The organism is Paenibacillus sp. NPDC058174, from assembly GCF_042883865.1.
In the GTDB taxonomy this organism is placed as follows: domain Bacteria; phylum Bacillota; class Bacilli; order Paenibacillales; family Paenibacillaceae; genus Pristimantibacillus.
Map to the genome: position 1 here is coordinate 2,577,453 of NZ_JBHVUY010000001.1, position 20,744 is coordinate 2,598,196.

Below are 20,744 nucleotides of genomic sequence, written 5' to 3' on the forward strand. Positions count from 1 at the left end.
ACAAAAAGCTGAGGCGTTGGATGCTGGGATCGCTGCGCGTTTTGGTTCATGCTGCCGTTCTTGATTCCATTATCCTCATCGTTATAACGATGATTAAATGGATAGAATCTGCGAAAAGTCATCCTGAACTCAAAACGCTCCGCTCACCCTATGCGTGCAAGCTGCTTCTTCGCATAAAAAACGGGATCGCTTCGCGCTTTGGTTCGTGCTGCCGTTCTTGGTTCCATCTGTCTATTCGCATTCGCTATAGATTGATGGAGAGAACCTGCGAAAAGTCAGCACGAACTCAAATCGCTACGCTCGCCCTATGTGTGCAAACTGCTTCCTAAAAGAGGATCGCTTCACTCCTCCTTCAAATCAAAATGTAAAAATACAGGTTGTACGGCGCTATTTCGGCGATTTATTGCATCAAAATGTAAAAGTGCAGTTTGATTGGCTGAAAAAGAGCCGATATGGCGAAATGGAGAGGTTTCAAATGTACTTTTGCATTTTGAACGCTATTTTGGGCATTTTGAGACCAATCTACATGCACTTTTACATTTTGATTATCTTGTGGGACGGATGGAGGGTACATTTGAGAGGATTTCACTGTTCGGACGGCAATACGTGCATGTTAGGAGGGTTTCACATATCCGGATTCAAGTTGCTTTTTGTCCTGCAAACTTGCCTCCTGCTCTTTCGCAGGCGGAGCAAATACAGTATTCTAGGGGAGTTAAGGTTGATTATACACACAGGATTGGATAAGGAGGGCATTCAGCATGCCGCAATTGACTTTCAGAGGGGTTCCAGCCGACAAGCTGCTGACCATGAGCGAGGCACTCGCTGTTGATCTCGCTGCTATTTGCGACTGTGGAACCGATAATTTTACGATGGATGTGCTGCAGACTACATCCGTCTATGGCGGAAGCAGCGGCGATACCAGCTATCCGTTTGTAGAAATTGGCTGGTTTGAACGGGGACAAACTGTCAGAGACCAGGTAGCAGCAGCCGTTACGGCCAAGCTGCAGGAAATCGGTATTGCCGATTCCGAAATTGCCTTTCGGGTATACCGGGAGGACAGCTATTACATAAACGGCGTACCCTGCAGCTGACAAAAAAAGCCCGGCTGGACGGAGGATTTCCCATCATCTAGCCGGGCTTTTATATTATTTTTAGACGGCTGGCATTTGCGCCTTCGCGTTGCAGTCCCGGCATATGCCTTGAAAGTCCAGTCGGTGATCGCTAACGGTAAAGCCGAATTCCGCAAGCACCCGATTTTCGAGCGGCAGCAGCCAATCCTCTTTGATTTCCTCTACAGTGCCGCATTTTGTACAAATCAGATGGTGATGAAGATGCGGCTGGTCCTCGCCTCTCAGATCATAACGGGCTACGCCGTCGCCAAAGTTGACCTTCTCCACAATATGAAGCTCGCAGAGCAGCTCCAGCGTACGGTATACCGTCGCCAGTCCGATGTCCGGATAGTTTTGCTTCACCAGCAAATAAACCTCTTCCGCGCTCAAATGATCCTTCTCATACTCCAGAAGTATGTTAACCGTCGCCTCACGCTGCGCAGTAAGCTTAAAGCCCTTCGTCTTCAATTGCCGGTTGATCTGTTCAAGCTCGGGCTTTTGCTCTATGCTTATATTAATTTTTGAGTTTACATTCATGGCAATCACCTGCTTCCTTCTTGATTATAATAATTATAATCTAGTTATCATTATAGACCAAAAAAGATATCAGGTAAACGTTTGTTTTCAATTTTATTTAACAAAAGGAGACCCAACGATGAAATGCCCTCTATGCGAAAAAAATCATAGCTGCGGGATGGAAGCCACTGCTTCATCTGCAGAAACCGGAATCGGAAGCTGTTGGTGCGCTCGCGAAACGTTCCCGAAAGCGCTGCTAGATGCCGTGCCGGATGAATTTAAAAATGCGGCCTGTATTTGCAAAAGCTGCTTAGATGAATTCAAGAAGAAATCGGGAGCAAGCCATTAACCTCCCGCTCTCACAATTTCTCTAATATAAGTTTCTTGAGCTGCTCGTTACGGTGCTCGAGAAAACGTCTCATGTAGCGCTTCAATACAAGCGCCTCCACGATCCGCCCGAGCAAACCAAAAGGCGCTTCGAAATGAAGCGTGTCGCTCATCACCGTGATGTTACCGATCTGTTTAAACTCATGGATATGTCTAAGGCTCTTAAAAGCGCCCTTCAACGTCTCGTCGACAAACATATGGGGCGGTTCAAATTCAGAAATAAGGGAAGTAAGCCGCTGCCTGACGCCGAAATGCGTAGCTTCAAAGGTCACGGTCTCTCCTCCCTTAATCGGCCCGTCGGTAACGCCCGCTACAGCCTTTTCCCTCGTATGTCTCCACACCGTCCTCGTATGAACCCCAATATCGCTTGCCATTGCAAAACATAAAGCAATCGGCGCTTCAATCTCAATTCTTGTCGTTACAGTCGTCGCCATACTTCCTCCACCTGCTCGTCACTGCAATTAAGCCAGCTCGTTGACCAGTTCAACATCTGCAAAATGCTCGTCCGATATTTTTTTATCGCCAAAAATGCCGCTAATATGATTGAAGCCGGAATGTGTCCAGAAGCGGAGCGCCGGCCAGTTTTTCAACGAGACGTTGACTCGAATCTCGGTATACCCCAATCTTCTAGCCTCGATAAGCAACTGCTTAACGACCTGCTTGCCGTAGCCTTGCTTCTGATGATCAGAAGCGATACCCATAAATGCAAGATAAATCGAGCTCTCCCGCGGATACCCGTGGTACAAGCATATAAAGCCGATTATTTCGTCCATCGATTCATTGCGGATCGTCTGGATTCTGAACTGCTCTTTGACGCCGCCCTCCGGCAGAACGCCAACCTCAAACGACTCCTCAGCATAGCGGGGATTATAGGTTCTCCCGTCCCATTCGCTTATCGCGGTGCATGAATTGTAAATTTGCTGCACAGCATCAATTTCTTGCCGCTCCAGGTCCGCCATTTTATAGGCAAATGTTCTCCATACAGAAGGAATCAGATTCATCTTCCACTTCTCCTTGTTGTGCGAATAGTAAATACATCGGCAATATGCAGCTTTTTTTGAAGGAAAAAGCATGGACCACTGCTGCCGCGGGTACGCTACGGACATAAAGGTTATGCGAACAAGGAGTTTTATGCGATGAAGCTCTATATGACAGTTGTCTTCCTCTTGTTTGTCTGGCTGCTTACGCAGCAAACCGCCGCTCCTGCCCATTCGCAGCTCCCGCCTGATGATCATCACGCAGTGCAGCAGTTGCTGGGGCCTTCCATCCGGCAAGCTGTCTCAGCCTATTATGGACAGCAGAAGGGCTACAGCGTTATTGGAGTGAACCGCCCCAGCCCTGCAATCATTGCCGTCGAGCTTTCGACGTTCCAGCATAAGCAAATGCCGCCTTTAGGCCATGACCTTATTACTTTTAAAATCGAACCCGCACCTAGACGCGCAGCCCCAGAGCTAATCCGTTACTTGCACAAAGGAGATGAGTGGGAGCACAAGCTTGAGCAATTTCGTGTCATGTTAACGAATGAGCTTCTCACTGCCTTCAATCTAAATAACGATGACAGTTCCTCACAGCCTTATAAATTGCAAGAGCTTCAATACGCGGCGGAAACCAACCAGCAGCTTCGCCCTCTGCTTGCCTGTAATGAGCTTGCCGCGAGCCAGTACCTGCCTGAATATAATTCCGGTTATAAGAACACGTTGTCTCCCATTACACTGCTTAATGAAACGAAACGTCTCGGCTATTTGTTGCTTAAACAAACGGATGGCACCAACATTGCAATCAGGCTGAGAAAGGACCGGATAAAAGGCTGGCTATGCGGCTCAGCAGAACGAAAAGCCGGACGGCCTATGGCGAAAGAGATTCTCTGGTATATGGAGTAGCTATTTTTTCCGAATCGGATACAGGGTGAAGAACAAGACGGCCAGCAGCAGTGCTGCGATCGGGATCAGGCTTAGCATAGAGCGGAAACCTATAATCGCAGCGTCAGACTGATGGGCCGCATCCTTCACGTAATGCGAAGCTTCGAGTACAACACCAGTCGTAAGCGCTTGCAGAGAAACGCCCCAGCGGACGATGAATCCATTCATCCCGAAATACATCCCTTCCCGCCGTTCACGGGTCCGCTTCTCATCCTCGTCGATTACTTCAGATAGCATAATCTCCAGCAAGACCATCAGTCCTGCAAGCCCGATGCCGACCAGACCCGCCGTTACCGCCGCAGCAGCAAGCGTGGTGACGAAGAGAAAAGGAATAAGGGCAACCATATAACAAATGACAGCGATAATAATGGTCTGGCGAGGCCCCCACCGCTGCACAAGCCGCCCCCAAACATACACGCAAGGAATCGCGACTAGAAAAATAGAGCCGAGCAATATCGTGCTGCCGTTATCCTCTGTTCCAAGGACGTATTTCGCGAAAAACGGTATCGTTGCCGGCAGCAAAGCAAATGTAAATTGCACAAGCAAGCTTCCGGTTACATAATAGACAAATGCTTTATTAGAAAAGGTATAACGAAGCGCGCTCCAGAAACCGATCGTCGCCTCCGGCGCAGTCCCTCGCTCTTTGCTGCCTGCCAGCATCACGATGAAGAACAGCAATGCGATCGCGCCGAAAATGGCGCCCATCACACCCCATCCCAGCTTGCCGTAAATGAGCGGAGGCAGCGCGACGCCAACAATCATGCCGATAATGCCCAGCATTTGACGCCACGAGGATACGGCCGCCCGCTCCTTAATCGTAACGAACAGCTCCGGAAACAAAGCTGAATAATTGAGCACGACCATGACAAACAAAACATCATAAGCCAATATGACGATAAGAAAATACCAGAAAAGAGCTGCCCCCGTTCCAACCGGAAACCACATTGCGGTAAAAAGCGCCGCCAGCGGGACCATCCCGAACAGCATGTACGGCACTCTTCTTCCCCAGCGTGATTGCGTCCGGTCGGACAAATAGCCAAACAGCGGATTAAGCAGCGCATTCACAATACCGTGAATGACCATAGCCGAAGTAATCAGATAAGGTCTAACGCCTAATACGTCTACGTAGTAGAAAACGATGTATGTCGCAAAAGCTTGTGCAATTAAATTGACGGATAAATTACCCGAGCTATACGCGATTTTTCGGCCTAACCCAATCTCTGCCATCGGCTTCACTCTCTTCCCTGTTCTATAGTGAAATTTGCTTAACCATACGCTTATAGAGGTGTCCGCTCACTTCCAGCACACCGTCCTCTAGGTAGCCCATCTTTACATACAATGCATAGGCCCGGTCATTATATTCCTCGACGATCAGCGTAACGCGGTCGTAGCCCTCCTCTGCCGCTTTCACCTCGAAAGCAGCCATCAGCGCTTTGGCAATCCCTTGCCCTTGAAAATCCTCATGCACGGCAACCGAGTCCAGATAATACTCCCCCGGCCGGGTTTCTTGCGTAATTGCATAGCCTGTCCGCCCGCTTTCCCGCTCAATTCTTTCTATGAACGGGCGATCGAGCGCTTCTGCATCATCACCGCCGTAGCTGATAAGAATACCCGCTACTTTGCCTTCGCGCTTATCGACAATAACATTGCGATAGCTGATCCGGTTGCCTTCCTCCTCGTAAAAGGAGGCCAATATGCCCATCGCTTCCTCTTCCCCGTCAACACCCGCAAGCGAGCAGGCAATTGAACCAATCGCCGAGTGCATTAACGGCATAACCTCCGGGCCGTCTTCCTTCCTTGCTGCTTGTATCATTTGCGCACTGCCTCCTTCTTCTGCTAAAGACCAATGATGTTTGTTCTATTTTACCGCGATACACACTTGTCTATCATGCTATAATCAAGCACAGGTGATTAACATTATGACAACGAATCAAAAAGGGACAAACAATTATACTTATTTCAAACGTCCAATAGGCATTGTAAATAAAAACTTCCCCGCCGCCGAACGGGCTTCGGCAGACACCAGCACAGAGCTGGTCGCCGCAACCGAAAGCGATGCCTCCTATTTCCGTTCGCTGGAGGCGCATGGCATTCAGCTTAATGCGCGGCAAATTGCCGCCGTCCGTCATCATGACGGGCCGCTTCTGACGATCGCCGGAGCCGGATCGGGCAAAACCTCGGTGCTTGTCTGCCGCGCTGGCTACTTGCTTTCTGTACGGGGCGTTCAGCCTCATCGGCTGCTAATGATGACCTTCTCTAAGAAAGCCGCGGAAGAAATGCGTGAGCGCATTGCCAAGCTGCCAAATATCGGCGATCACGCAGCATCAGCTATTGAAGCACGGACCTTCCATGCTTTTTGCCTGCTGCTGCTGCGGCGCAGCGGTTATAAACAGGCGATTCTCGGAGAAACCGGCCGCAAACAGCTGTTTTTCAAAAAGCTGCTGCGCGAGCGCAATCTGCATGAGACGTACCAAGCCGAAACATTGATTGCTATGCTATCTGCGTACAAGCTTGAAATGATTGAAGCTCAAGATCTCCCTGAAGGCGATGAGGAAGAGCGGCAGCTCAAGCAGCTGTTTCTCAGCTACGAGGCTTGGAAAAGCGAAGCTCATCTCATCGATTACGACGATATGCTTCTGGAAGCGTACAAGCTGCTGGTGCGTGAGGAACGGCTGCTTCAATCCTTCCAAAACCGCTTCCGCTACATTATGATCGACGAATTCCAAGATACGAATAAAGTGCAGTACGCACTCATTAAACTGCTCGTCGAGCCCAGCCGCAACTTAATGGTTGTCGGAGATGATGATCAGACGATCTATTCATTCAACGGGGCTCGCAACGATTATATATTGAACTTCGAGCAGCAGTTTCCCGGAGCCCGCAGCGTCGTTCTCGACGTCAACTACCGCTCCGGCTCCGGTATCGTTGGCCTTGGCAATGCGATTATCCGCCACAACAAGCAGCGGCGAAGCAAGACGCTGCAGACCGCCAAGCCGCATGGCGCGCCGCCGGTCTTTGCCCGGCCGGGCAACTCCGACGATGAAGCGGAGCTGATTGTGAACACCATTATCGCCAAGCAAGCCAAAGGCAATTGCAGCTATGGCGATATAGCGGTTCTGTTCCGGACAGCGAGCAGCAGCCGCGCTGTATTCGATCAGCTTGTCATCCGTCAGGTGCCGTTTATCGACTATGGCGGCGGAGATTCCTTTTACGAGCAGGGCATCATTCGTCCCGTCATCGCCCATCTGCGCTTGTCTATCGAACGGCGCAATTTCGATGCGATGGAAGCGATGCTGGCGACGATGTATGTGAAGCCCGATCAGGCGATGGCCTTTATCTGGAACGAGGAGAAAAAGCAGGCGAAAAAATGGCCGCTCATTCATTTGACCCGTTTTCCGATGATTAAGGAATTTCATAAAGAGAAAATCAAAGAACGGATTAAGCTGATCCGTTCGCTTGCAACGATGCGTCCTGAAGCCGCTATTAAGCTGTTGCGGACAAACTTCTATGATCAGTATCTGGAAGCGAATAAAGGCCAAGCCGCGCTAACGGAGCACAAGGAGTCGCTAAAGGAAATGCTCGACGAGTTGGAAGCCGCAGCCAAACGATTCCAGCGCATTGAGCCTTTTCTCGCTTTTATCGACGAGATTGCAGCCAAGCATGAGGAAATGAAGCTGCTGAAGCTCGATCCGCGCAACGCCGACGCCGTCAACTTTATGACGATCCATAAGTCGAAGGGACTTGAGTTTCCGGTTGTCTTCGTATGCGGCGTCTCGGAGGGCATTTTGCCCCACAGCTCGGCAATGTCTGCCGATAAGAACAGCGACCGCAGCGTTCTGCAGGCAGGCGACAACAAGGCGGAGGCAGCGCTGGAGGAAGAAAGGCGTCTTGCTTACGTTGCCGTTACACGGGCGCAGGAAGAGCTGTATATCAGCTCCCCCGCCTATTATCGCGGCAAGCCTGCCGCCGTCTCACCGTTCTTATTGTCTGCTTATGATTAGCACACAGCTCATACCAAGACTACTGCTCCACAATGACTAAACTTGGCCGGTTCTCTGGAACTCCGTTCGGATGAACCGGCCAATATTGCCGATCGCTTCTACGGCTACTGCTGCGGAGCGGGTTCCAAAGCTTCCACAATCAGCTTCTCTGCTTCAAAACGATACGCAATCGGAAGAACCGACAGCTTAACAAACACCTGCTCCTCATAACCGAATAACGGAACGCCCTTGCTATAATTCACTGAGCAGCGCAGCTCCAGCTTATCGGTATTAGGAAATTCAAATGAATATCGGTTCCCAAACTGCGACATATACCGCACAAAGGCTCTTCCTCGCGCATATTTCTCCCCATCAAGCTCGATTACGGGATATTCGGAGCCATCGACCGGAGAAATCGTCAGCGATTCAGATGTAAACGCCAGTACAGGAGTAGCTTGAATAATCCGCTGAAGCTGCTCCTTGCTGGGAGGCAAGCCCAGCTGCCGGTCATGCATCGCTTTCAACAATAAAATCAGTTCACCTAATGACACTAGAACAAAACCGCCAAATAGAACAATTCCTCCTATCCATGGACTGGCTGTAAACAAACAGATGACACCGACGGCCAGGAAAGCAAACCCGACCAGCTTTTGAATGCTATAAAACAAAATCAGACACCCCTTTTCCCCATAAAAAAAAGGGACCGGCCCTCTGCAGCCTGTCCCTTTTCTTTGTTGTCGAATTATTCTGCCGGTGCTACGAACGTACGCTGTGCGAACTCTGCATCAAGCATATAGAATGCGTTGCTGTCCTTATCAATCCGCTTCAGCTTCTGAATGATGCTGTCGAACAGGGACTCTTCCTCTACCTGCTCGTCGATGAACCATTTCAGGAAGTACATCGTCGCATGCTCACGATCATTCAGTGCCAGATCGGCAAGATCATAGAACCGTTTCGTGTTCTGCTGTTCATGCGCGTAACCGTGCTCGAATGCGTCAAGCATCGAAGCGTACTCGTTTTTCGGATCGCCCAGACCCGTCAGCGTAGCACGACGATTCCGGTCATTCAGGAACTTATATATTTTCATCGCGTGAAAACGTTCTTCTTCAGCCTGAATAATAAAGAAGTTGGCGAAGCCCTCAAGGCTTTCAGCCGAACAGTAGGCTGCCATTGCAAGATACACATGCGCCGAATAGAATTCGAAATTCATTTGATCGTTTAGAGCTTCCGCTAATTTGTCATTCATCGCTTATGCACCTCATCTTCTCAAGAATTATCTATATTCTACCACAAATAAAAGGGACGGCAAATGCCATCCCTCCTGTAAATTTATCCGATCAGTCTTTTCAGTTGTTTATACAGCTTATCGGCGGAATCGGCTTTTACCGTATCCGATTTAATCATCACGAAACACTCGTGCTTGCATGTCCTGCAGTTGCCAAGGCAATCCTTTTTCTTCATCTTGATCTCGGGATACTTCGACTTCATCGCCTTGTAGACAGGCTTTGTCCCGTTATTCTTCATATTGCGCGAGCAATATTTGATCTTCTTCATTCCAGTCACCCCGCAACCGCCATGCAAACGCACCGGTGTATTACTCAAATGATATTAATTATCATTCCCGTTGTCAATAGCGGGGGACAAATGTGACAGCTTTATTTTTTCAACACATCTAGTCCTTTTTTCAACTGCGTGTCTTCCTGCTCCAGTTTTTTGTTCAGACGATCCAGAATACGGTAAGCCGTTTTGTCATTGAATAAACCGCTAGCTGGCAGCTTCTCGTCTTGCTGGAAGCGGCGCAGCGCCTGCTCTGTCTCCGCATCGAACAGACCCGGCTGGCCGGTATCCGCATAACCCAGCACATTCAGCATCGTCTGAAGCGTCTTCACGTCCTCGCCATAGCTTCCTGTCTTCAGCTCGCTGCCAACCGGAAGCGGACGAAGTGAAGCGTAAGCAGGAAGTTCTACGGTGATATCCGGCGTTACTCCGGCCTTATGAATCCATGTACCGCCAGGCGTTTTCCACTGCGCTTCCGTCAAACTGAGCACTGAGCCGTCTTTAAACTGCTGGAATGCCTGCACGACGCCTTTGCCGTACGTCTTCTCCCCAATTACCGTAGCACCGGCAGACTCCTTCAGAGCGGCCGTCAGTACCTCGCTGGCGCTTGCGGATTGGCCGTTGACGAGAACGGCAATCGGAATGTTCCAAGGCTTCTCCTGCTTGGATTTGTACGTAATAACCCGCTTGTCGTTTTTGTAGACGACCTGCAGCACCGTTTTTCCTTTTGGCACAAGAATATCGGCGATTTGCAGAGTCGACTGCAGCAAGCCGCCTGGGTTGGAGCGCATATCAAGCAGCAGCTTGTTCATGCCCTGCTTTTGCAGCTTGGCAACCTCAGTCTCGAACTCATCGCCCGTCTTCTGAGCGAACCGGCTGATCGTAATATGGCCGATTCCGTCCTCCAGCATTTCCGAAGTGACCGTATGCACCGGAATCGCTTCGCGAATCAGCTTCACTTCAATCGGCTGCATCTGGTTGCCGCGCTGAAGGGTAAGCTTCACCTCCGTGCCCTCCTCGCCTCTCATCAGCCCGATCAGCTGTTCATATTTTTTGCCAGCCGTCTTCTCGTCATTTACTGCAATGATCGCGTCCTGCAGCTTAATACCGCCCCGCTCTGCCGGAGCACCCTTCGTCAGTGCAGCAACAACGAACAAGCCGTCCTCTTCCCGGACTGTAATGCCCACACCGGAAAATTCACCCTCATAACCCTGCGTATAGGCATTGCCTTGCTCTTTAATCAAATATCTGGAGTAAGGGTCCTCCAGCGAGGCGACCATACCTTGGGAAGCTCCGTTAATCAGATCCTCCGGCTTGGCACCGTTCAAATAATCGTCCATGATCGTCTCGTAGGAAACGGCAAAATTGCGGAATGAGGGCTCGCGCAGCATCGGATACTTATAGCCCATCCACAGCCACCCGATACCGAATCCGACCGCCGCAAACACGACCGCGCCCAGCGCTGCAATTGCAAGCGCTCTTTGTTTCATCACTTCATTCGTAAAATATTTCACTTCCGTCACTCCCGGTTCCTGTATGTCCTTCTAAATGTAGCTCATCTGAGGGCGACGGAGCAAACAGCCGCAGCCATCGTCTTATCCGTGCGCTTTGCATTCCACTGCTATCATTATACCCTATAATAGCCAGCGGCTTGTAGACCGTCCTATTTTTCGCTACAATCAGGCTAGTTATAGAGAGAGGAGCTAGACTGCGCTTATGTATAAATTAATTGCTATTGATGTGGATGACACCCTGTTGAATGACGACCTAATCGTGACGGACGGCACTAGAGTCGCACTGGAGCAAGCCATTGCCCAAGGCGTAACCGTTACGCTAGCTACAGGCCGGATGTACGCTTCCGCCCGCAAAATCGCCGACCAAATTCAGCTGAACGTCCCGATTATCACGTATCAGGGATCGCTCGTTAAGACGCTGCTGGACGGGCAGGTGCTGTACGAACGGAGCGTTCCGACGGAAATTACGAAGCTGCTTTATGCTTTTGCCAAGGAAAAAGGATTGCATCTGCAGTTTTATGTTGATGATGTGCTCTATGTTGCTGAAGACAACGACCGCGCCCGCGGTTACTCGGCCTTGTCCAAAATTCCTTATGTCGTTGCCGACGACGTGGAAGCGCTGCTGGACAAGCCGAATACGAAGCTGCTTATGATCGACGAGCCCGCTTATTTGGATCAAATTGCGGAGGAACTAAAGCCTCAGATCACTGATAAAGTGCATATGACCAAATCGAAGGCGCATTACCTGGAGTTTACGCATAAAGAAGGAACGAAGGGACATGCCCTCCGCTTCATGGCTGAGCATTTAGGCTGCTCCATCGAGCAGACGATCGCCATCGGCGATGCGTGGAACGACCGCGAGATGATCGAAGCGGCAGGTCTTGGCGTAGCAATGGGCAACGCCGTTCCTGCGCTTAAAGAACTCGCCAATTACGTGACGCTCAGCAACAATGAAGACGGCGTGAAGCATGTGATCGACAAGTTCGTGCTGCAAGCCGAATAGATTGCTATATACCAAAAGGCAGTCAGAATATCTCGAATTGAGATACCCTGACTGCCTTTTTATTTTCCAGTGACAACTTCTTCTGACGGTTCAAATCGGTATTCAGATTGTTGTTTTTCTGAAAGGAACGTATACCACAAGAAGCTGGCTTGTATTTTTCTAGCTTTGTATACATTGTTATTAGAATCGGTAATGTCAATCGAATTTGTATGAGGATCGATGGACGTGCCTATGACAAGAGTTCGGCCGTTAGCATTCGTTAACGGAACAAAAGCATGGGTTAACGTATCCGTTATTCCTTTCTCTGCGAGCTTGTCATATTGTTCTCTAGAAATGAAAGGTGTCGTGACCTCCCCCTTCTTCAACCATTTCAGACTGCCCTCCTCCTCATGTAGAACCCCGGCTTCCCATACCGTCGTTTTTTCATCTGACTTGATAATCTTAGTGAGCACTAATATCTGCCGTTCATCCAACAACTCTTGATGAATAATGGAGCGAGTTTTATCGGGATCAAATTTATTAATGATTCTTAAAGTTCGCTCTTCTGATGGCATTGTAATCGAAATACTCTCTGCCGCCTTCGGTGATTGAAACGACAACTTGAACCAGGATACCCCGATTAAAACAACTAAACTAAGCAAAACAGGAATCAGCCATTTGAAATGATTCTTTTTTAGGTCACCTTGAGCGACTCTTTCTTTTATCTGCTCAATTTGTTGGGCCGTAACCCTCCGAGGTTCAGTATAAGGCTCCCTCCGCAACGAATCTTCAAAGTTGGTGCCCGGCATCATTCTTCCTCCTTCCACTTCTTCCTCATTTGAGCTTTGGCCCGGTGCAGCCGTGATTTTACAGTGCCTTCTGCAATGCCGAGGAAATCAGCAATGTCTGCAATCGACAACTCGTACTTGATCTCTAGCATAAGAACCTCCCGATGCTTTAACGGTAGGTCAAGCATACTCTCCCAGACTGCATCCAGCTTTGTTTTTGCGAAAAACACACTTTCAGCAGATACCGATTGTCTGGAATGCCTAACAACGGCAACAGGAAGTATTTTTCGAAAAAACGCAGATTTCAACTGGTTCATCGCCACGTTATGGCATATTTTTAACAGCCATGTTTTTACGGAAGCTTGCCCCCGAAACTTGTCCAGCCCAAGAAAGGCTTGAACGAAAGTATCCTGTGTCACATCATCTGCCAAATCATGCTTTTTCGTTAGCACGAAAGCATAATTCCAAATATCGCTCCAATATTTTGCAACAATTGCCTCGATCTCCATCGGCCCGGCACTTGTTAGCGTCGCAAGATAATCTTCCTGAGCGGCCTTGGCTGCCCCTGCTTCTTTCATTCCCTCACCTCCTATTAAACAGACAACTGACACACCTGAAAGTTCCATCCTTCTGAAAATAAAAAAGCTAACAAAGCCGCTTCAATGGCTTTGTTAGCTTTTTAAAATACTGCTTATATCCCTGCCAGCACCTGATACCATACGCCGCGTTTGGAATACAGCGTCTTGCGGACTTCCTTCCATCCGCCAAGATACGTAATATCGAACAACCCTTCAGGCTCGACATAACGCCCTTTCGTATCTGCTGCAACCTTCTCGTCCACGGCACGGAAGCCGTAATCGGCCAGCACACGCTGCGCCTGCTCGCTTTGCAGGAACGCGACGAACGCCTCAGCCGCTTTGCGGGTACCATGCTTGTCGACGTTTTTGTCCACGACTGCAGCAGGATTCTCAATTAATATCGTATCCCGCGGAATGACGATATTGTATTTCACGCCTTGCTTGATACGGGACAGCAGCTCGTTCTCATAAGTCACAATAACGTCGCCGACGCCGTATTCAAACGCCGCCATAGAAGCACGGCCGCTCTTATCGAGCGACTCCACGTTCGCATGAATCGATTTCAGATAGTTTTTCGCATACGCAGGATCTGGCTTCCCTGTCTCTTCCTCCGACTTTTTGAGACCAGCGCCGTACATCGCATTAATGTCCCATTGCGCCCCGCCCGAGGTTTTCGGATTCGGATACAGCACCTTCACGCCATCCTTCATCAGATCATCCCATCCGGTAATGCCAAGCGGATTGCCGGCGCGCGTGCCCAGCACGACAATCGATTTCGTAATCATTCCGGCATGAGGCTGAGCCTTCCAGTCATGCGTTATAAATCCGGCGTCTGCCACCTTGTCGATATCGCCTTCCATCGCAAGCACAGCGACGTCAGCCTCAAAGCCGCCGGCTATTGCCCGGGCTTGTGTGCCGGATGCTTCATACGATTGCTGGAACACGATTTTCTGTCCCGTCTGCTGCAGCCATTGCGCCTGGAATTGCGGCAGAAGCTCTTCGAAAGCATCCTTCACGACTGAATAGGCACCGATTACAAGCGTCAAATCACCGTCTGGAGCGGAAGATGCGGCGTCATTCTGCCCTTTGCTGCTACCGCAGCCAGCCGCTAATGTCAGCAGCAGCGCTCCGGCAAGCAGCAGAGTGAGAATACGCCTGCTTGTTGCTCGATTATTTATCATTGGAGTACCTCTTTAGTTTTCGATTAAATGTGAACTGGCATCGGATCGGTCTTCAGGCTGTTTTCTGCAATCCAGCTTTCATTATCATTGAATAAATAAGCGCGGTGAACGAGTACGTTGACGAAATCGCCAGGACGAAGCACTTCCTTCTCCAGCGAGCGATACGTAATCAGCTTCACATTGCCGACCAGCAGCTCCACTAGCCATTCGCTGCCGCGGAAATGAACATCCTTCACGTTCGCATCCAGCGTAGCCGAAGCGAGCTTGATCTCGCCCGGTCTGCCGATTTCAATATATTCCGGACGAATAAGCGCCTTCGTGCCCGGATGATCCGCAGCTGCCGATTCAAAGCCTTTAAGCACAGACAAGTCTTCCACAACGGTCGACTCGCCGATGAAGCTGGCGACGAATGGTGTCTCCGGGTTTTTGTAAATTTCCCACGGCGTCCCTTTTTGCTCCAGCTTGCCTTTGCCGATGATCATAATCTCATCCGCTACTTCGATTGCCTCATCCTGGTCATGCGTGACGAAGATCGATGTAATGCCGACGCGCTCAATCATCTCTTTGAGCCAGGTGCGCAGCTCGGTGCGGATTTTCGCATCAATCGCGGCAAACGGCTCGTCGAGCAGCAGCAGCTGCGGCTCTGGAGCGAGCGCCCTTGCGAAGGCGACACGCTGACGCTGTCCGCCGGACAGCTGATGCACATAGCGATGCTCGAAGCCCTTCAAGCCTGTTAGCTCGACCAGTTCACTAACCCGCTGACGGATTTGTTCCTTGGACTGCTTCTTAACCTTCAAGCCAAAGGCAATATTGTCGAACACGGTCATATGCTTGAACAGCGCATAGTTCTGAAATACAAACCCGATGCCCCGCTCTTGCGGCGGCAAGTCGTTGACGCGCTTTCCATGGAACAGGATATCGCCGGAGGTCGGCGTTTCCAGGCCCGCCAGCATTCGCAGAATCGACGTTTTGCCGCCGCCGCTTGGGCCGAGCAAGCCGATCAGATGGCCCTTCTCGATTTCAAAGCTGACATTTTGCACCGCGTTGAAATCACCGAAGCTTTTGTTGAGGTTGCGGACTTCGATATGCATGGCTAATGCACTTCCTTTCGTTTTTTGGCCCACTCCATGAGCAGCAGCAAGCCTACCGAGAATACGGCCAGAACAAGCGCTACGCCATTGGCGGCAACCACATTGAAATTTTCCACATCTTGATAGACAAGCGTCGTGGCGGTTTGCGTTTTATTCATAATGTTGCCGGAAACGACCAGTACAGCGCCGAACTCGCCTAGCGAACGGGCAACCGTCAGCACGACGCCATAGATGACGCCCCAGCGGATAGACGGCCATGTCACTTTCCAGAACGTGTACCAGGAATAAGCGCCAAGTGTCGACGCCGCTTCTTCCTGCTGAGCGCCGATTTCCTGCAGCACCGGCAGCACCTCGCGTACCATGATCGGGAAAGTAACGAACAGGGTTGCGAGAATCATGCCGGGCAAGGCGTATACGACCTTGAAGCCCGCATCCTCGAAAAAGGCGCCGATAACGGTGCTTGGACCGAGCAGCAGCACGATCATCAAGCCGCCGATTACAGGAGATACGGCAAACGGGAGATCAACGAGACTGTTCAGCAGCCGCTTGATCCTTGGACCAATCCACTGTGCCCTGACGAGATACAACGCCAGCATAACGCCGAACATCGTATTGATCAGCGTGACCACAATGACGATCATACCTGTCATTCCAAGAGCATGAAGCGATTGGGGGCGCATCAGCGCTTCGGTAAAGCCGCCCCAGCCGTCTGCCCAAGACCCTCTAACGATCTCAATCAACGGAATAATTAAGAGTACGGTAAAAATTAAATAAACGGCGGCAATCCACAATCTGCGTATCGTCATTGTCCCGGCCTCCTTGATTGAATCAAGTTGACCGTCCACAAAATGAGAAACGACAGCGTCAGCAGCAGCACGGATACTGCGGCCGCTCCTTGCGGATTATTGCTTTCAATCTCTCCAAAAATATAAACCGATGCGATGAGCGTCTTGCCCGGAATATTGCCGGCAACGAGAACAACTGCCCCGAATTCCGCCAATCCGCGCGAGAACGCCAGCATTCCCCCGCTCAATATGCCAGGGAGCATCGAAGGGAATATAATGCTGAAAAAAGTGCGGGTGCGAGTCGCCCCCATCGTATAGGCCGCTTCCTCCTCCGACTTGTCAAGCTCCTCCAGCAGCGGCTGTACCGCCCGGATAACGAAGGGAAAGGTGACGAATACCATGGCAATGACGATCGCCGGCTCATGGAATACAATTTCGAAGCCCAGCTTTGCGGCAAAGCCCCCTACAAGGCTGCCTGGACCAAGCAGCAGCAGGATCATTAATCCTGTTACAGCGGTCGGAAGCGCGAAGGGCAAGTCTACCAGACTGTTCAACAAATGCTTGCCGGGAAAACGATAGCGAATGAGGACCCAGCTGATCAGCGTACCAATGACCACATTGATGACGGTTGCAATAACCGCCAGCTTAACGGTCAGAAGCACTGCTTTCCAAGCGAGGGGGTCGGATATACTTTCCCAAAGCGGGTGCCATCCGAGCGATAATGATTGCGAGTAGATTCCTAGAATAGGCAGAACGATAAGGATGACAAAATAGAGCATGACCGTGCTGCGAAACCCGAAGCTCCACAGCTTGCCGCGAAACATGACATTCACTATGCCTTAACCTCCAGACCATCGGCTCGTGCCGTAGGATGATGCCTAAAACCATTCATTATAATTCCTATTAATAAACTTGGTATTCTAAATTTAGCAGACAATAACTGGTCTAGTCAATCCTAAATTAACATTTTTTCTGCCTGGAGGCTGTCGATTGCTGGAAATAGGCTCAACTGCTAGCATTGCAAAAAAACCCCGCAGAGGGTTCGATTGCTCGAACCTCCTGCGGGGCTTCCTTCATTCCTTATTCGCCTTCAATATAATAGACGCTCTCGCCTAGCGTAATTTCCGCCTGACCTTGCGTCAGATCCGTCATCCACGCTATAAACGCCTCCGCTTCCGGCTCCTCGGGCAGGCATTTGACGATGACCCGATCGGTAAACTCCGTTCCGCCAACGCGCGTTCCGCGTCCGTGCAGCTCATTCTCAAGCTTGCCATACCACGTATAATCAACGTCGACGAACACTTCGCGGTGCAGCACTCTGACGATTTCGCCGGCTGCTTCAATTCCGGCGACCGCCCCGTCCGTATAAGCACGGACAAGGCCTCCGGCTCCAAGCATGATACCGCCGAAATAGCGGGTGACGACGACGGCGACATTTTTCAACCCCTTATTCTTAATAACCTCAAGAATGGGCTTGCCGGCCGTGCCGCTTGGCTCTCCGTCGTCAGATGCCTTCTGGTACTGATCGCGCTCGCCAACGAGATAAGCCGAGCAGTTATGCGTCGCCTGCCGGTGAAGACGCTTGATCTCCTCAATGAAGGCGACCGCTTCCTCTTCCGTCTCGACAGGCTTGGCGTGGCCGATAAATCTGGATTTTTTAATGACGACCTCGGCAGTTCCATCTCCCCGAATCGTCGAATAACGCTCCAGCATATTCAGCAGTCCCGCTTGAAACGGCGCCTACAGGCGCGCTTCAAGCTCCGCTTTCTCTTTCTCGTAGCCTGGTTTGCCCAGCAGCGCAAACATGTTGCGTTTGTAAGCTTCTACGCCCGGCTGGTCGAATGGGTTAACGCCAAGCAGGTAGCCGCTGATGCCGCAGGCTTTTTCGAAGAAGTAAACGAGATAGCCGAAAGTGTACGGCGAGAAGTCGGCAATGTTGACGATGAAGTTTGGCACTTGACCGTCTGTATGCGCAAGCAGCGTACCTTCGAATGCTTTTTTGTTAACAAAGTCCATCGTTTTGCCAGTCAGGAAGTTCAATCCGTCCAGATCCGCAGGATCGTGGCCGATCGAAATATGCTCCGCCACTTCATTCACTTGGATAACCGTCTCGAAAATGTTCCGGTTGCCCTCTTGAATAAATTGACCCATGGAGTGCAGATCAGTCGAGAAATCGACGGATGCCGGGTAAATGCCTTTGTAGTCTTTGCCTTCGCTTTCGCCGAACAGCTGCTTCCACCACTCGGATACGAAATGAAGGTTTGGCTCGTAGTTCACGAGAATCTCCGTCGTTTTGCCTTTGCGGTACAGCGCGTTGCGGGCAGCCGCGTATTGGTAAGCCTCGTTTTCTGCGAGGTTCGGATTGCTGTATTCTTTAGCCGCTTCTGCAGCGCCTTGCATCATCGCAGTGATGTCGATGCCGGCTACAGCAATCGGAAGCAAGCCTACAGGCGTCAGTACGGAGTAGCGGCCGCCAACGTCATCCGGAATGATGAAGGACTCGTAGCCTTCTTCTGTAGCGAGCTTTTTGAGCGCGCCTTTGGATTGATCGGTCGTTGCATAGATCCGTTTGCGTGCTTCTTCTTTGCCGTATTGGCGTTCCAGCGCTTCGCGGAAAATGCGGAAAGCGATCGCAGGCTCCGTCGTTGTGCCGGATTTGGAAATCACGTTGATCGACCATTCGCGGCCTTCGATCAGCTGCAGCAAATGCGTCACATAAGTGGAGCTGATGTTGTTGCCGGCAAAAAGCACTTGAGGCGTCTTGCGCTGTTCCTTCGTCTGCAGATTGTAGAACGAATTGGACAGCATTTCGATCGCGGCGCGTGCGCCGAGGTACGAACCGCCGATGCCGATTACGATCAGCACTTCGGAGTCCGATTGGATTTTTGCCGCAGCTTGCTGAATGCGGGCGAATTCTTCTTTATCGTAGTTGCTCGGCAGGTCGATCCAACCGAGGTAGTCGGAGCCGGTGCCCGTTCCATTATGTAATTGATCGTGAGCGAGGCGTACTTGTTCCGTCAGGTTGTCGATTTCGTTTTGCCCAAGGAACGTGAGCGCCTTGCTATAATCGAATTTAACTGTTTTACTCATAAGTAAGGAGGCCTCCCTGATAATGTTTTTCACAAGCATCTTGGCTTAGCATTTAGAATATCGGATTTACCCGTCAAAAACAAGTTTAATGACCATGAAATATGCATGAAGAAATATTATAATGGATATAGAAGATTTGAATGGCTAATTCCGCACCGCGCACAGCTCCTAGCGCGCGCGGTGCGGAAAGCACATTACACATTTGGAGGATGGCAGAGATGAGCAAAAAAATCGGATTTATCGGCCTGGGCGTCATGGGCTATGGAATGGCTGCAAACTTGCTTCGCAAAGGATTCGAGGTCACGGTATACAACCGGACGCCGGGCAAAGCCGGTGAGCTGCTTGCGCTTGGCGCGAAAGAAGCCGCTACTCCTGCAGAAGCGGTAACTGGAAACGATACGGTCATTACGATGATCAGCAACGACGATGCCATTCGTGAAGTTTATTTTGGTGAAAATGGTATTTTCTCCGCTTTGCAGCCGGGCACGACGCTTATTGACAGCAGCACGATCTCCCCTGCGCTGGCGCTTGAGCTGACGGCTTCCGCTGAAGAGCGGCAAGCGAAGTTTCTTGATGCTCCTGTTACGGGCAGCAAGCCGGCTGCAGATGGCGGCACACTGACGTTCATGGTCGGCGGCGATGCGGAGGTACTGGCCTTGGTGGAAGACGCTCTGCTGGCTATGGGGCGTAAAATTATACATATGGGCGGAAACAGCAGCGGCTCCACAGCTAAGCTTGCTCATAACACGATCGTTGGCATCAACATGCTTGGTCTCGTTGAAGGCATGGCAATTGCAGCAAGCGGCGGCATCGACGGCAAAGCTTTCCTCGAGCTCGTTCAATCGGGCGGCGCGGCCAGCAGAACGGCTGAGCTGAAAGGCGAGAAGCTGCTCACCGGCAATTACGACGTTCAGTTCTCGCTCGCGCTTATGCTGAAGGATTTGCGCTTGTCGTCCGTGCTGTCGGATGGCTTGAAAGTGCCAACTCCGATACTGGAAGCGGCGAAAAGCCAGCTCCAAATCGGCGAAGCGATGGGTCTTGGGGAATATGATATGAGCGTTGTGGCCAAAGCTTATGAGCAATGGATCGGCCGCAAGCTGGGCGGCGGCGAGGCTTAAACCCGTAAACCCGACCGTGCTTTACGCGCACAGAAGTCAAATAAAGAGGCTGTCCTGTAGTCACGACTGGTGACTTTTAGGACAGCCTCTTTTTGACGATGGTCAGGGGTGAAACGATATGAGAAACGATCCCGCTCCGTTCACCGCGC

General features: G+C 50.7%; 23 protein-coding genes. 6 read left to right on the forward strand and 17 right to left on the reverse strand.

The genetic code is table 11. From position 1 onward, the window contains the following. Positions 1 to 758 precede the first annotated feature (758 nt). On the forward strand, positions 759 to 1,091 hold the full coding sequence (locus ACFVVF_RS11490; RefSeq protein ID WP_387808599.1) for a DUF1904 family protein: 333 nt from the start codon (positions 759 to 761) through the stop codon (positions 1,089 to 1,091). A 60-nt stretch (positions 1,092 to 1,151) separates the two neighbouring features. Here ACFVVF_RS11490 and fur read toward each other — a convergent pair whose 3' ends face one another. After that, positions 1,152 to 1,646, reverse strand: a complete 495-nt coding sequence (fur, locus tag ACFVVF_RS11495; protein WP_387808602.1) for a ferric iron uptake transcriptional regulator — start codon at positions 1,644 to 1,646, stop codon at positions 1,152 to 1,154. Positions 1,647 to 1,764: 118 nt separating this feature from the next. Here fur and ACFVVF_RS11500 point away from each other — a divergent pair, with 118 nt between their 5' ends. Next, on the forward strand, positions 1,765 to 1,974 hold the full coding sequence (locus ACFVVF_RS11500) for a cysteine-rich CWC family protein (protein WP_387809042.1): 210 nt from the start codon (positions 1,765 to 1,767) through the stop codon (positions 1,972 to 1,974). 10 nt (positions 1,975 to 1,984) lie between these two features. Here ACFVVF_RS11500 and ACFVVF_RS11505 read toward each other — a convergent pair whose 3' ends face one another. After that, positions 1,985 to 2,446 carry an SRPBCC family protein gene (locus ACFVVF_RS11505; protein WP_387808605.1) on the reverse strand — a complete coding sequence of 154 codons (462 nt, stop codon included), beginning with the start codon at positions 2,444 to 2,446 and terminating at the stop codon, positions 1,985 to 1,987. A gap of 27 nt (positions 2,447 to 2,473) precedes the next feature. After that, complete coding sequence (locus ACFVVF_RS11510; protein WP_387808608.1) at positions 2,474 to 3,013, reverse strand: GNAT family N-acetyltransferase; 540 nt, start codon at positions 3,011 to 3,013, stop codon at positions 2,474 to 2,476. 135 nt (positions 3,014 to 3,148) lie between these two features. On the opposite strand from ACFVVF_RS11510, the gene ACFVVF_RS11515 reads away from it, so the two are divergent. Further along, positions 3,149 to 3,892, forward strand: a complete 744-nt coding sequence (locus tag ACFVVF_RS11515; protein ID WP_387808611.1) for a DUF3888 domain-containing protein — start codon at positions 3,149 to 3,151, stop codon at positions 3,890 to 3,892. On the opposite strand, the gene ACFVVF_RS11520 is transcribed toward ACFVVF_RS11515, so the two are convergent. Together ACFVVF_RS11520 and ACFVVF_RS11525 are read right to left on the reverse strand one after the other, a co-directional pair. Next, positions 3,893 to 5,158, reverse strand: coding sequence for an MFS transporter (locus tag ACFVVF_RS11520; protein WP_387808614.1), 1,266 nt, complete (start codon positions 5,156 to 5,158; stop codon positions 3,893 to 3,895). A gap of 22 nt (positions 5,159 to 5,180) precedes the next feature. Beyond that, positions 5,181 to 5,744 carry a GNAT family N-acetyltransferase gene (locus ACFVVF_RS11525; protein WP_387808616.1) on the reverse strand — a complete coding sequence of 188 codons (564 nt, stop codon included), beginning with the start codon at positions 5,742 to 5,744 and terminating at the stop codon, positions 5,181 to 5,183. Between the two features lie 106 nt (positions 5,745 to 5,850). Here ACFVVF_RS11525 and ACFVVF_RS11530 point away from each other — a divergent pair, with 106 nt between their 5' ends. Continuing rightward, entirely contained in the window at positions 5,851 to 7,932 is a 2,082-nt protein-coding gene (locus ACFVVF_RS11530; RefSeq protein WP_387808619.1) for an ATP-dependent helicase, read from the forward strand. Positions 7,933 to 8,036: 104 nt separating this feature from the next. Here the strand turns inward: ACFVVF_RS11530 and ACFVVF_RS11535 are convergent, their stop codons facing one another. The 4 genes from ACFVVF_RS11535 to ACFVVF_RS11550 form a co-directional block, all read right to left on the reverse strand. After that, a complete protein-coding gene (locus ACFVVF_RS11535) occupies positions 8,037 to 8,579 on the reverse strand; it encodes a hypothetical protein (RefSeq protein WP_387808622.1) in 543 nt (180 codons plus the stop codon). Positions 8,580 to 8,653: 74 nt separating this feature from the next. Then, positions 8,654 to 9,157 (reverse strand): ferritin, encoded by a 504-nt coding sequence (locus ACFVVF_RS11540; RefSeq protein WP_188890643.1) that lies wholly within the window; start codon positions 9,155 to 9,157, stop codon positions 8,654 to 8,656. Positions 9,158 to 9,240: 83 nt separating this feature from the next. Beyond that, entirely contained in the window at positions 9,241 to 9,465 is a 225-nt protein-coding gene (locus ACFVVF_RS11545) for a DUF1450 domain-containing protein (protein ID WP_387808625.1), read from the reverse strand. Positions 9,466 to 9,566: 101 nt separating this feature from the next. Further along, positions 9,567 to 10,982 carry a S41 family peptidase gene (locus ACFVVF_RS11550; RefSeq protein ID WP_387808628.1) on the reverse strand — a complete coding sequence of 472 codons (1,416 nt, stop codon included), beginning with the start codon at positions 10,980 to 10,982 and terminating at the stop codon, positions 9,567 to 9,569. Between the two features lie 202 nt (positions 10,983 to 11,184). On the opposite strand from ACFVVF_RS11550, the gene ACFVVF_RS11555 reads away from it, so the two are divergent. Then, positions 11,185 to 11,985, forward strand: a complete 801-nt coding sequence (locus ACFVVF_RS11555; RefSeq protein WP_387808630.1) for a Cof-type HAD-IIB family hydrolase — start codon at positions 11,185 to 11,187, stop codon at positions 11,983 to 11,985. Between the two features lie 59 nt (positions 11,986 to 12,044). Here the strand turns inward: ACFVVF_RS11555 and ACFVVF_RS11560 are convergent, their stop codons facing one another. The 8 genes from ACFVVF_RS11560 to ACFVVF_RS11595 all read right to left on the reverse strand — a co-directional run bounded on the left by ACFVVF_RS11560 (position 12,045) and on the right by ACFVVF_RS11595 (position 19,477). Further along, positions 12,045 to 12,776 (reverse strand): hypothetical protein, encoded by a 732-nt coding sequence (locus ACFVVF_RS11560; protein WP_387808633.1) that lies wholly within the window; start codon positions 12,774 to 12,776, stop codon positions 12,045 to 12,047. Next, entirely contained in the window at positions 12,773 to 13,330 is a 558-nt protein-coding gene (locus ACFVVF_RS11565; protein ID WP_387808635.1) for an RNA polymerase sigma factor, read from the reverse strand. The genes ACFVVF_RS11560 and ACFVVF_RS11565 overlap by 4 nt, the downstream gene beginning before the upstream one ends. Positions 13,331 to 13,443: 113 nt before the next feature. Beyond that, the gene (locus tag ACFVVF_RS11570) at positions 13,444 to 14,511 is read right to left on the reverse strand and encodes a sulfate ABC transporter substrate-binding protein (RefSeq protein WP_387808638.1); all 1,068 of its coding nucleotides are present in this window, start codon (positions 14,509 to 14,511) and stop codon (positions 13,444 to 13,446) included. A 23-nt stretch (positions 14,512 to 14,534) separates the two neighbouring features. After that, positions 14,535 to 15,602 carry a sulfate/molybdate ABC transporter ATP-binding protein gene (locus ACFVVF_RS11575; protein WP_387808641.1) on the reverse strand — a complete coding sequence of 356 codons (1,068 nt, stop codon included), beginning with the start codon at positions 15,600 to 15,602 and terminating at the stop codon, positions 14,535 to 14,537. A gap of 2 nt (positions 15,603 to 15,604) precedes the next feature. Further along, on the reverse strand, positions 15,605 to 16,402 hold the full coding sequence (locus tag ACFVVF_RS11580; protein WP_387809045.1) for a sulfate ABC transporter permease subunit: 798 nt from the start codon (positions 16,400 to 16,402) through the stop codon (positions 15,605 to 15,607). Positions 16,403 to 16,404: 2 nt separating this feature from the next. Next, on the reverse strand, positions 16,405 to 17,211 hold the full coding sequence (gene cysT, locus ACFVVF_RS11585) for a sulfate ABC transporter permease subunit CysT (protein ID WP_387809048.1): 807 nt from the start codon (positions 17,209 to 17,211) through the stop codon (positions 16,405 to 16,407). Between the two features lie 256 nt (positions 17,212 to 17,467). After that, a complete protein-coding gene (locus tag ACFVVF_RS11590; RefSeq protein ID WP_387808644.1) occupies positions 17,468 to 18,100 on the reverse strand; it encodes a YigZ family protein in 633 nt (210 codons plus the stop codon). A 27-nt stretch (positions 18,101 to 18,127) separates the two neighbouring features. Then, positions 18,128 to 19,477 (reverse strand): glucose-6-phosphate isomerase, encoded by a 1,350-nt coding sequence (locus tag ACFVVF_RS11595; protein WP_387808647.1) that lies wholly within the window; start codon positions 19,475 to 19,477, stop codon positions 18,128 to 18,130. A gap of 218 nt (positions 19,478 to 19,695) precedes the next feature. On the opposite strand from ACFVVF_RS11595, the gene ACFVVF_RS11600 reads away from it, so the two are divergent. Then, complete coding sequence (locus ACFVVF_RS11600; protein ID WP_387808650.1) at positions 19,696 to 20,595, forward strand: NAD(P)-dependent oxidoreductase; 900 nt, start codon at positions 19,696 to 19,698, stop codon at positions 20,593 to 20,595. The last annotated feature ends 149 nt before the right edge of the window (positions 20,596 to 20,744 follow it).